This window comes from Flavobacterium chilense (genome assembly GCF_001602525.1).
Lineage (GTDB): Bacteria > Bacteroidota > Bacteroidia > Flavobacteriales > Flavobacteriaceae > Flavobacterium > Flavobacterium chilense.
In genome coordinates this window covers 106,664-118,915 of the sequence record NZ_LSYT01000006.1, presented here as the reverse complement: position 1 = coordinate 118,915, position 12,252 = coordinate 106,664, and the positions used below count along the sequence as shown (strand labels likewise).

Annotated in this window: 6 protein-coding genes; 2 read left to right on the top strand and 4 right to left on the bottom strand. The window is 35.7% G+C overall.

Features of this window, described 5'->3' with window-relative positions; translation table 11 throughout:
* Positions 1-66: 66 nt before the first annotated feature.
* The 4 genes from A4F88_RS14735 to A4F88_RS14720 form a co-directional block, all read right to left on the bottom strand.
* Positions 67-888, bottom strand: a complete 822-nt coding sequence (locus A4F88_RS14735) for an alpha/beta hydrolase (RefSeq protein WP_068843691.1) — start codon at positions 886-888, stop codon at positions 67-69.
* A gap of 133 nt (positions 889-1,021) precedes the next feature.
* Complete coding sequence (locus A4F88_RS14730; RefSeq protein ID WP_068843404.1) at positions 1,022-3,937, bottom strand: FAD-binding and (Fe-S)-binding domain-containing protein; 2,916 nt, start codon at positions 3,935-3,937, stop codon at positions 1,022-1,024.
* 115 nt (positions 3,938-4,052) lie between these two features.
* Entirely contained in the window at positions 4,053-5,981 is a 1,929-nt protein-coding gene (nagB, locus tag A4F88_RS14725; RefSeq protein ID WP_068843402.1) for a glucosamine-6-phosphate deaminase, read from the bottom strand.
* Positions 5,982-6,120: 139 nt separating this feature from the next.
* A complete protein-coding gene (locus tag A4F88_RS14720; RefSeq protein ID WP_068843401.1) occupies positions 6,121-6,870 on the bottom strand; it encodes a DeoR/GlpR family DNA-binding transcription regulator in 750 nt (249 codons plus the stop codon).
* A gap of 245 nt (positions 6,871-7,115) precedes the next feature.
* Between A4F88_RS14720 and A4F88_RS14715 the strand changes: the two genes are divergently transcribed.
* Both A4F88_RS14715 and A4F88_RS14710 read left to right on the top strand, forming a co-directional pair.
* The gene (locus A4F88_RS14715; RefSeq protein ID WP_068843398.1) at positions 7,116-10,403 is read left to right on the top strand and encodes a SusC/RagA family TonB-linked outer membrane protein; all 3,288 of its coding nucleotides are present in this window, start codon (positions 7,116-7,118) and stop codon (positions 10,401-10,403) included.
* Positions 10,404-10,427: 24 nt separating this feature from the next.
* Entirely contained in the window at positions 10,428-12,161 is a 1,734-nt protein-coding gene (locus tag A4F88_RS14710; protein WP_068843397.1) for a RagB/SusD family nutrient uptake outer membrane protein, read from the top strand.
* Positions 12,162-12,252: the final 91 nt, after the last annotated feature.

Below are 12,252 nucleotides of genomic sequence, written 5' to 3'. Positions count from 1 at the left end.
TGTTAGGATAACCAAACAAAATTCATGTGCAGTCTGTTTCTTTTACAAAATGCCGCACACAATAAACTATTTTATCTTCTCTTTGAAAAAATTATTAAAAAACAGTAATTGAAATTTCAAGGAATTTTCCCAGTATTCTATATTATGTTGTCCAGGGCGTTCAATATAATCGTGATTTATTTTTAATGCCAGCATCTTTTTATTCAATTCGCGATTTACTTCAATAAAAAAATCATCTACACCACAATCTATAATCAGTTTTAAGTGATTGTCTTTTACTAAATCCAGCATATTGGTAACGGTATTTTTATCCCAATTTTCAGGAAACTCTGTTATAGAACCTAATCGCTTTTTAATATCCCATTTTTCAGGAAACGGACGAAAATCAACTCCGCCACTCATACTTCCCGCAGCGCCAAATATATCCTGATGTTTAAATGATAAATACAAAGCTCCGTGTCCGCCCATACTTAAACCTGTTATGGCTCTGCTGTCACGATTTGAAATTGTTTTGTAATTTTTATCTATAAAAGGAACTAATTCGCTGATTACGTAAGTTTCATATTTAAAGGCAGGATCTATTGGACTGTCAAAATACCAGCTTGAATAATTTCCGTCAACACCAATGGCTATAAAACCATATTGATCAACCTGTTTACCAACTTCTTTGAAACTTTTTATCCAGGTCGCATAATTCCCGCTGTATCCATGAAGCAGATACACAACCGGAAATCTGCTCTTGCTTTTTTTATAAGTATCAGGAACAATTACACAGGTTTTTATATTCTTGTTCATCGAAGCACTAAAAACCTGAATGGTATCAATTTTAGCCGCTTTTGCAGAAAAGAATACGGATATCAGAAGTAAAGTAAAGATTGCTTTTTTCATAAAATCTTGTTTTAGTAATTGTGTCAAAATAAGTTTCTTATTTTTAACCATTAAGAGATTAAGTTCATCAAACTTAAATTGCTTAATTTCTTAATGGTAAAAGGAAAATTAAGTTTCATTAAAATTCGAAAAATTATTTCAAACAATCTCTTAAAATCGTTACGGGATGCATTGCTTTTCTGTTTGTTCCGTCAAAAATCTGATGACGGCAGCTTGTTCCCGCAGCAGCAATTGCTGTTGTCGATTCTGTTGCACGAATTTTTGGAAACAAAGTATCTTCACCCATTTGCATACTAATTTCGTAATGTTCTTTTTCATACCCAAATGAACCCGCCATTCCGCAGCAGCCTGAATTATAAATGGTAACACTGCTGTTTTTTGGTACATTCAGCATTGCAAAAGAAGCTTCAATAGTACTTAATGATTTTTGATGGCAATGTCCGTGAATCTTTATCGTTTTCTCTACATCCGAAAATTGTCCGGAATGAATTTTTCCTTTTGTAATTTCTGCTTTAAAAAACTCTTCGATAGTAAACGTATTTTTCGACAGTTTTTCGGCACTTTCTTTGTCTTTTGCCAATCGGATATATTCATCTCTAAAGGTCAATATTGCCGATGGTTCTATTCCGATTAAAGGCCTGCCTTCTGAAATTAAATCTTTGAAAATATTGACATTTTTATTGGCAATAATTTGTGCTTCTTCGAGAAAACCTTTCGACAGAAAAGCTCTACCGCTTTCTTCATGATCAGTAATAATGACTTCGTAACCTAATGCTGTCAGCAGTTCATACGCATCAATGCCCACTGAAACATCATAATAATTGGTAAACTCATCACAAAAAAGATATACTTTTCCGTTTTTGAAAGAATTGGTTTCTGCTGATTTTTTATTTTTTTCGTACCATTTTTTAAAAGTTTTAGGTGCCAAAAGTGGTACTTGCCTTTTAGAGGCAATTCCCATACTTTTTTTAACCAAAGATAAGTTGGCAATAAAATTAGTCATGGATGGCGCAATGCTTCCAAACTTATTCAATTTTGAATTAAAGGCAAATATTTTATTTCGAACAGAAAATCCGTTTGCTTTTTGATATTGGTATAAAAATTCTGCTTTTAAAGTCGCTACATCTACATTACTTGGACATTCGCTGGCACAGGCTTTACAGCTTACACATAACTCAAATACTTTATATAATTCTTCGTGGTCGAATTTATTTTCTTTTTCAGAATTCGTCAGATACTCTCTCAGTGCATTGGCTCTGGCACGAGTAGTATCTTTTTCATTTCGGGTAGCACGATAACTCGGACATAAGGTACCTCCTGCTGATGGCATTTTTCGACAATCACCTGAACCGTTGCACTTTTCGGCAGCACGCAAAATTCCCAAACTATCAGAGAAATCCTGAATGGTTTTTATATCCGGCTCAACTCTTCCTGCTTCGAAACGAAGATTTTCATCCATTTTAGAAGCATTTACAATTTTCCCGACATTCAAGATAGTATTGGGATCAAATGCTTTTTTTATTCGTTTAAGCAGTTCATAATTTTTATCCCCAATCATAAAAGGCAAAAATTCTCCTCTTAAAATTCCGTCGCCATGTTCACCGCTTAATGAACCTCTGTATTTTTTCACCAAATGAGCTACTTCTGTGGATATATTTCTAAACTGGTGTAATCCTTCTTTTGTTTTTAAATTTATCTTCGGACGTAAATGCAATTCTCCGGCACCGGCATGTGCATAATAAATGGTACTTTGTCCATGCCTTTCCATCATGGCAGAAAAATCAGCAATATAATTTGGAAGATCGCTCAGTTCAACTGCTGTATCTTCAATCGAATCAGCTGCTTTATCATCGCCTACTATACTTCCTAAAAGCCCCAGGCCAGCTTTTCTAACCTCATTTACTTTATCAATATCAGCCCCGTAAATTTTAGGCAGTGCATAGCCAAAATTATTATCCTGAAGCTCTTTAATCAAAGCATCAGCTTGTAATTCGGCATCTTCCATACTGATGTGCGATCCTACTTCAAGCATAATCACTGCTTTTGGTTCTCCTACAATAAAAAATCGGTTTTTAGATTGTTCCCTATTGGTTTTGGTACAATCTAAAATTGTATCATCCATCATTTCGCAAGTGTACAAATGATGTTTCATTGCTGTAACTACCGCTTCTAAACTTTCCTGAATAGTATGAAAATGCGCCACCACCATAATATTATTTGTTGGCGGTAAATCATCTGCTTTCAAAGTAATTTCGGTTGTAAAGGCAAGAGTTCCTTCGCTTCCGCAAAGTAATTTCCCTAAATTGATTGTATCTTCTGTTCCCGAAAAAAGTTCTGACTTTAATAAGGCATCAATCGCATAACCTGTATTTCGCCTGTGGATTTCAGGTTTTGGAAATTCCCTTTTAATTTCTTCCTGATTTTCTTTGTTCGAAAGTTCCTCGTAGATCGTTTTATAAATTTTACTTTCTAAAGAATCGCCTTTGGTCTTCTGAATAAATTCTTCAGAAGTTAAATCTTTAAATACCGCGATACTTCCGTCACTCAAAACCGCTTTTATCTCCACAATTTTATCCCGGGTAACACCATAGCGGATTGAAGTTGTGCCTGATGAATTATTTCCTACCATACCGCCAATCATACAACGATTTGTGGTTGAAGTGGTCGGGCTAAAAAATAGTCCGTGTGGTTTTAGAAACAAATTCAGTTCATCACGAATTACTCCGGGCTGTACAGTAATGGTTTTCTTTTGTGCATCAAAAGCAACAATCCTGGTAAAATGTTTCGAAACGTCTACAATAATTCCGTTACCCACAGTCTGGCCCGCCAAAGAAGTTCCTGCTGTTCTGGGTGTTATTGAAACATTATTTTCTGAAGCAAAACGTATGATTTTTACAATATCGTCTTCGGTTTTAGGAATCGCAACGGCTTGTGGCATAATTCTATACGCAGAAGCATCTGTAGCATACAGTTTTTTATGAAGCTCGTCATAAAAAAGAGTTCCTTCTAAGGAATCAGATAATTGTTGTAATTGAAGTAAATCAGGCATTATTTGGTGGTATTGCTTTGGGTAGTTAATTTGAAATGTCCGTTTTTATAGTATATTTTTAAACCTGAAGAGTTTTAAAAACCCTTCAGGTTTTCTGGAATACCAAGCATACTAATTAATAATCAAAACGTTTAAAAGCTTCAATCGCTTCGTATTCTGCTAATCCTAATTTATCGTACAAAACGGCTGTATTTTTGTTACGGTCTTCGGCTCTAACCCAGAATTCTCTGGAGTCATTACCCTGAAACATCACCCGGTCTTTTTGAGACTGGTGGTATAAAATGGCATGACGTTTTAATAAAACTTCTGACGGAGAAAGCGGCACTGCCATATCAATTTCGTGAATATCCCATTCGTGCCATGCTCCTCTGTATAACCACAACCAGCAATCATCCATGTATTTTTGATGTTTGAGTTCTTTCATGGCTGCAAAAATCGCGTTCAGACATACTTCATGCGTGCCGTGCGGATCGGCAAGATCTCCTGCTGCAAATACCTGATGTGGTTTTATTTTGGCTATAATATTTTTTACAATGGCAATATCTTCAGCTCCCAACGGATTCTTTTTAACCTGTCCTGTTTCGTAAAACGGAAGGTCTAAAAAGTGTGTATTTTCATCTTTGAGTCCGATGTATCTCGTTGCTGCATAAGACTCTCTTCTTCGGATCAATCCTTTTAATTTTCGTACTTCCAGAGAATCAATCTGATTTTCTGATTTGTTGTTTAAAAATTCGATTACGGATTTAAAGTTGATATCGTTTGGAAGATTTCCACCTGTGAAATCGTTGCATACTTCTGCAAACTTTAAAGCTTCATCATCTGTAACGGCAATATTTCCGGAGGTTTGATATACAACATGTACATCATGGCCTTGTTTTATCAATTTTGAAAAAGTTCCTCCCATCGAAATCACATCATCATCGGGATGCGGACTAAAAAGAATCACTCGTTTTTTGGCAGGATTGGCTCTTTCCGGACGATGTGAATCATCGGTGTTGGGTTTTCCGCCTGGCCAACCTGTAATGGTGTGTTGTAGAATATTGAACATATTAATATTCAAATCGTAAGCCGAACCTTCTAATGCCAATAAATCAGACATTCCGTTATTATTGTAATCACGGTCTGTTAGCTTTAAGATAGACTGGTTTGTTTTCTGGCAAAGCCAAACAATTGCTTTACTTTTTAATTCTGGTGTCCAGATGCATTCTCCAACCAGCCAAGGCGTTTTAAAACGGGTTAATTCTGAGGCTGCTGATTGGTCTAAAACAAAAGTTGCGTTTGGATGATTTTGTAAAAAGGTTGCCGGAACTTCAGAACTTACATCGCCCTGAATGGTTCTTTTGATGATATCGGCTTTGTTTTGTCCCCAGGCCATTAATACGATTCTTTTTGATCGCATAATGGTTGAAACTCCCATCGTGATGGCTCTTTTAGGAACATTATCTATTCCGTTAAAATCTGATGAAGCATCTACTCTTGTAATATGATCCAGTGTAATGATTCGGGTTCCTGAATTAATGTGCGATCCAGGTTCGTTGAAACCTACGTGACCTGTACGTCCAATTCCTAATAATTGAAAATCAAGTCCGCCTGCTTGTTTAATTTTCATTTCGTAATCAATACAGTATTGGTTCAACTGCTCTAAAGCAATTGTTCCGTCAGGAATGTTTACGTTTTCAGGTTTAATATCAATATGATTAAAAAGATGCTGATGCATGAAATAGTGATAGCTCTGGCGGCTCTCTTTGGTCATTGGATAATATTCATCCAGATTAAAAGTGATCACATTGCTAAAGCTTAAATCTTCTTCTTTATGCATTCGAACCAATTCTTCGTATACTTTTATTGGAGAAGACCCTGTGGCAAGACCCAGCACACATGATTCGTTGTTGGCTTGTTTGGAACGTATTAATTCAGCTATTTCCTGAGCGACATTTTTTGAAGCCTGAGCAGAATTCTCAAAAATCACATTATGATTTTTTTCAAATCGGGTTTCTTCAAATTTTCCGGGTATGTCATAAACCAAAGAAGTAGTGGTTTTCATAATATATCTTTATAGTTAAAAATTAGTTTTAACAAATATATATACAAAAAACAAAACAGATACATTATTTTGCGTTATTTAACAAAATAAAATTAAAATAACGCAAAATAACGCAAACATGATTGATTAAATTCTCAATCTAAAGAATAAAAACGCCGGATTTTCTATATTCTTCCAAGCTTGCGTCTTCAGGATCTAAATTGGTAACAATGGTATCCAACTGATTTAAATCGCAGACTACGTGCGGCATTTTAGTATTTAATTTATTAGCAGAAAACATCGACACAACCCTGTCAGATGCTTCTATCATTGCTTTTTTAACAATTGAAATTTCGTATCCAATCTCAGTAAGGCCTTGTTTTATATTAATACTACTGGCTCCTATAAAACAAATATCGGCTTTAATTTTAGATACAACCTGAATCACATCCATACCAATTGTTACCATTGCGTTTTTCTGCATTTTTCCACCAATAAATATTAAATCAATATTTGGATGCTGGGATAATTGCATTGCTATTGGTAAACTATAAGTATAAATTGTGGCTTTTAAATCGGATGGAATTAATTTTGCGAAAACCAAATTTGTGCTTCCGCCACTCATTATAATAACCTGTCCGTCATGTAATAAAGACAATGCTTTGGTTACAATTTTTTTCTTTTCTTCTTCAGCAGATATATTAATATTAAAAACGTCGACCGATTTTTCTTTTACCTGTATGGCTCCGCCATAAACCTTTTCCAGCAGCTTCTTACTGTCGAGTTCGTTCAAATCTCTCCTAATTGTATCTTCTGATAAATCCAGAGCCAAAGCTAAATCTATTGTGACAACTTTCTGTTCTTCAATAAGCTTAGTCATGATGTATTTATGTCTTTCGGCTTTCAGCATTTTTTTAAAAAGTTAAAATTCAGGACAAATATATCAAATATTTCAATTGATAGCAGAGGATTTGTAGGAAACTGCAATAGTTTGCGTATTTATATTCAATATTCTAAAGCAGAAAGATTTCACATACAAAATATGCGTTATTTTGCGTTATTTTAGTTAAATTTTGAAAAAAAATACAAAATACCGCATTTATATGCAATAAATAAATATATTTGCTCAACAACCATTAAAAAAACCAAATAATCATGAAAAAATTATTCCTTATTTCATTGTTGGTTTTGTTCATTCAGGCAACATTTGGGCAAACAAAAACAATTACTGGAACAGTCAAAAACAAAGCAGACGGGTTTCCTATACCTGGAGTTAGTGTCCTTATTCAGGGAACTTCAAATGGTACAACGACTGATTTTGACGGAAATTTCAGCATTAGCATCGCACCGGGGCGAAGCCTTACTTTTAGTTACATGGGTTTTGAAACTCAGACAATCAAAATTGAGGGACAACAAAAACTTACTGTTAACCTTGCAGAAAGCACTTCAAAACTAGACGAAGTAGTAATCGTAGGGTTCGCTTCTCAGAAAAAAACAAACTTAACCGGCGCTGTTGCCTCAATCGATGTAGCCAAAACAATTGGCAGCCGACCTTTAACTGATGTTAGTAAGGCGTTACAGGGTACAACACCGGGTGTTAACGTTAGTTTTAACTCAGGAAATATTAACCGTGCCGCTACTATTAATATACGTGGGGCCGGAACTATTAATGGTTCAGACGCTCCTTTAATATTGGTTGACGGAGTTCCAACAGATTTATCTCTTATTAATCCAAACGATATCGCGACAATGTCTGTGCTTAAAGATGCTGCTTCTGCTTCTATTTATGGAGCTCGTGCCGCTTTTGGTGTGGTTCTTATTACTACTAAAGGAGGAAAAACAGGAGAAGGAAAAGTACGATTCTCTTATAGTGCCAATACAGCTTTTACTAATCCTATTTCTACTTTAAAATTCTTAGATCCAACAGTAGAAATTCCGGGATTAGTTGCGGCAGGAACGCGTACTGATGGTGCTGTACCTGAGATCTTTGGTGCTAACTACAATACTTTGTTAGCCGGAATTAAAAACTGGAAAGAAAAATATGCCAATAACCGCACCAGTCATGAAATGGTTTATGGTGAGGATTGGGAAATTAAAAATGGTACTCCTTATTTCTACAGAGTTTGGGATGCTAATAAAGAATTATATGCCAGCAATGCGCTGCAAACTACTCACAATCTTTCGGCTCAGGGTAATCTTGGAGAAAAAAGTTCATTCTTTGCTTCGTTCGCCCTTACGAATCAGGATGGTATGCTGAGAGTAAATCAGGAACAAAGAAAAAGATCCAATGTTAACTTAGGTTTCACGACAAAATTAGCTGATTGGCTTACAGGTGATTTCAAAGTAATGACAATTAACAGTTCTTATGATCAGCCTTTTAACTATTATGGAGGTTCTGGTACTGATGATACCAGTTATGGAGGTTATTTTGGTTATGCACTTCGTTGGGGACAATATTTCCCGAATTTCGGAACTTACAGAGGATATAATTTCCGTACTGCCGGAGGATACTTATCAAATGCATCCAGAAACGAAAACACTAAACGTAATAACAGGCTAAGTGCTAAATTCACTGCCGATATTACAAAAGATTTAAACATTATAGCCGAAGTTAGTAACGTAACTGAGTCTTATAACAGAAAACAAAATGGTGGTAAATTCCTGGCTTGGGACAGCTGGTCTGCTATGCCATACGATGCTACTACAATTCAAACAGCTACGCCTGCAACGCTTGAAGCCGGAAATGATTATGTAGCACAATCTAAATCAGAATCGACTACGAATGTTGTGAATATTTATGGTAACTACAAAAAGCAGTTTAACAAACATAATTTCAAATTCTTAGGAGGTTTTAACTCTGAGTGGCAAAATTTCTCCCGTAATTATGCCAGAAGAAATACACTTTTAGACAAATCAAAACCAGAATTTAATCTGGCTGTAGGTGAACAATTTGTTTCCGGATCAGCCAATACTTCTTTAAACCCGACAGAAACAACTTATTCTATTGCAGGTTTCTTTGGACGTGTTAACTATGATTATAACGGAATTTATTTGTTAGAATTAAATGCCCGTTATGATGGTTCATCAAAATTTCCTACAACAGAACAATGGGGATTCTTCCCTTCTGCTTCTGTAGGATATAAAATTGTAAACGAAAAATTCATGGAAGGTACACGTACCTGGTTAAGTGACCTTAAATTACGTGCTTCTATGGGATCAATTGGAAATCAAAACGTAGGAAACAATGCTTTCTTATCTGTATTAAATTCAACAAATCCTTCATGGGTAAATAGTGGTTCAACTCTGCCTCCTTCTACTGCTCTGCCAACAAATGTAGATCCTTCATTAACATGGGAAAAGGTATATACTAAAGATGTTGGTATTGATGTTAAAATATTTGATATGCTTGGTGCTTCGTTCGACTGGTACCAGCGTGATACAAAAGGAATGCTTGCTCCTGGTATTACACTTCCGGGTTCATTTGGACAAAATGCTGCCCAAACCAACTCAGGAAATATGAGAACAAGAGGATGGGAACTTTCCTTGAATTTTAATAAACAATTAAGTGAAAAAGCATCTGTATTTGTTGATGTGGCTTTATCAGATTATAAATCTGTAATTACAAAATGGAACAATACTTCTAAATTACTGGCTTTAGTTACTCCTACTACATATCCATATTATGATGGTTATGAAATTGGTCAGATCTGGGGTTTAACCAGTGACAGACTTCTTCAGGCTGATGATGTAATTACCAACAATGGTAAAACAGTAAATGGCGTTGACTATTCTAAAACAATGGGTGGTAACTTCAAATACGGAGCGGGAGATGTACATTATGTAGATATTGACGGGGATGGTGTTATATCACGCGGAGCAGGAACTGCTGACGATCATGGCGATTTGAAAAAAATTGGTAACTCAACTCCTCGCTACAAATACGGGGTAACATTAGGAGGAAAATACCATGGATTTGATGTTTCGGCTTTCTTTCAGGGAGTTGCAAAACGTGATTACTGGGCTGCATCTGATGCTGTTTTACCTTTCTATCGTGCTCCTCAGCAAATGTATGAGAACCAGGCAGATTACTGGACTCCGCAAAACACAGGTGCTTACTGGCCAAATCCTTATTATGGTAACGAAGCCAATACTTTTGGTTCAGGTACTTCAGGACAAAACAACTTTGTTACGTCAACAAGATATTTGCTAAACATGGCTTATTTACGTTTAAAGAATGCTACAATTGGATATTCTTTACCAACAGATATTGTTAAAAAAGCCGGATTAGAAAAAGTAAGATTATATGCTTCTGGTGAAAACTTATTAACCTGGGCAGACAAACGTCTTCCTGTAGATCCTGAAATCGACGAAACTGAAGTTTTCTGGGGAAGAGCTTATCCTTATACTAAAACATGGTCTTTTGGTGTTGAGCTGTCTTTCTAATACTAACAATTCAAAACTTTTAAAATGAAAAATTCAAATATAAAATCTAAATTTCTACTGATGTTTGCTGCTACTATAGTAGCAATGAGTGCCGTTAGTTGTTCAGACTACTTAACAGACGATCCAGCAGATAAATTCACAAACGACAACTTTTGGCAAACAGAAGATAACGTAAAAACATTTTCATGGATTAACTATGATACTTTTTACGGATATGGAAATGGTACCACTATCGGGCTTTCTTTTTTCTATTATCATGGCAGCGATTACAGAGTAGATGATAACTTATCAGCTTTTACTTTTTATCAAATGCCAATTACTGCGGCAACTACAAACACTTATTCATGGAATGAGTATTATACGCTTATTCGTCGTTGTAATCTGATGCTTGAAAAAGTACCAACTGTGAGCATGCCACAGGAAAAAAAGAACCATTATATTGGTGTTGCTAAATTTTTTAGGGCTTATACTTACTTTCGCTTAGTTCAAAAATTTGGAGATGTACCTTATACAGACAAATATTTAGCTCAAAGTGATCCGGCAGTTTATGCTCCGGCAATGCCAAGAGCCCAAATTATGGATAAAGTAATTGCAGATTTAGAAGAAGCTGCAAACCTAATGCTTGTAACTGATGATAAAAATGTTACTGTAAACAAATATACCGCTTATGCAGCATTAAGTAATGCTTGTATCTACGAAGGAACTTACAGAAAATATCATTTAGGTCAGGACGGAAGTGCTTTTTTAAACAAAGCAAAAACAGCTTCGTTAGCGATAATGAACAACCCTGCGTATAAATTAAACACAGAGTGGAAATCTCTTTACAATTCAGTTGAATTGCTTGGTAATTCAGAGGTGATATTGGCAAAACGTTATTTAACAAACGTATTAATGCATTCTCTTCAAAATTATACCAATACCTCAACAATACAATATGGCTTAACAAAATGGGCTGCTGACAGTTATGTAACTAAAAATGGTTTACCAATACAACAAACAGGAAACAGCCAATATACAGGTGATGATAATATTACCAAAAACTTTGCTAACAGAGATCCGCGTTTTGGTCAAACTGTAAATACAACCAATTACGGTTACAAAGGAAAACCATTTGGAACTGCTGCATTGGTTTCGATGTCAGGATATGTATTTGAATTGTACAACAATCCTGCAACAACAGGTCCTGATGTAACAACAGGCGGACGTAATTATACTGATGCTCCTTTATTCACTTTAAGTGAAGTATATTTAAACTATGCCGAAGCTTGTGCTGAATTAGGAACCGCGACTAATAACGACCTTGATATTTCAATCAATAAAGTACGTGCACGTGCCGGAATTGCTCCTTTAACTACTGACGGAACTACTGCTTCTGCTGGCGGCGTATTAATTAATGACCCAAGAAGAACCTCATCTTTAGAACAAATTTCGGGTGTTGTAAATCCTTTAATCTGGGAAGTTCGTCGTGAGCGTCAGATCGAATTTATGAGCTGGACAACTTTAAGACAAGCTGATATTTACCGTTGGAAAAAAGGAGATTACTTAGATACGACTAAAAATCCGGATGTAAATCTTGGTGCCAGAATTGGAACTCCTGTTGGAACACAAACACAGGTAGATGCTAACGGATATGTGAAAATTTATCCGGCAAGTACCAGAAACTTTGAGCCTAAACACTACTTAATGAATATCCCAACAAACGATATTGATTTATACAAAGCTCAGGGTGTAGAATTAAAACAAAACCCAGGCTGGTAATCTTAAAATTCAATTGCCCCTATACAATAAAAGCTGCCTCCGGAAATCAGATTCGGAGGTAGTATTTTAAAATCTTTTTTACTTACTTCAA

What these genes read in the sequence shown, in the direction of transcription:
- A4F88_RS14730 (WP_068843404.1), bottom strand. Translation starts at nt 3,937, where the DNA reads ATGCCTGATTTACTTCAATTACAACAATTATCTGATTCCTTAGAAGGA.
- A4F88_RS14735 (WP_068843691.1), bottom strand. Translation starts at nt 888, where the DNA reads ATGAAAAAAGCAATCTTTACTTTACTTCTGATATCCGTATTCTTTTCT.
- A4F88_RS14720 (WP_068843401.1), bottom strand. Translation starts at nt 6,870, where the DNA reads ATGCTGAAAGCCGAAAGACATAAATACATCATGACTAAGCTTATTGAA.
- A4F88_RS14715 (WP_068843398.1), top strand. Translation starts at nt 7,116, where the DNA reads ATGAAAAAATTATTCCTTATTTCATTGTTGGTTTTGTTCATTCAGGCA.
- nagB (WP_068843402.1), bottom strand. Translation starts at nt 5,981, where the DNA reads ATGAAAACCACTACTTCTTTGGTTTATGACATACCCGGAAAATTTGAA.
- A4F88_RS14710 (WP_068843397.1), top strand. Translation starts at nt 10,428, where the DNA reads ATGAAAAATTCAAATATAAAATCTAAATTTCTACTGATGTTTGCTGCT.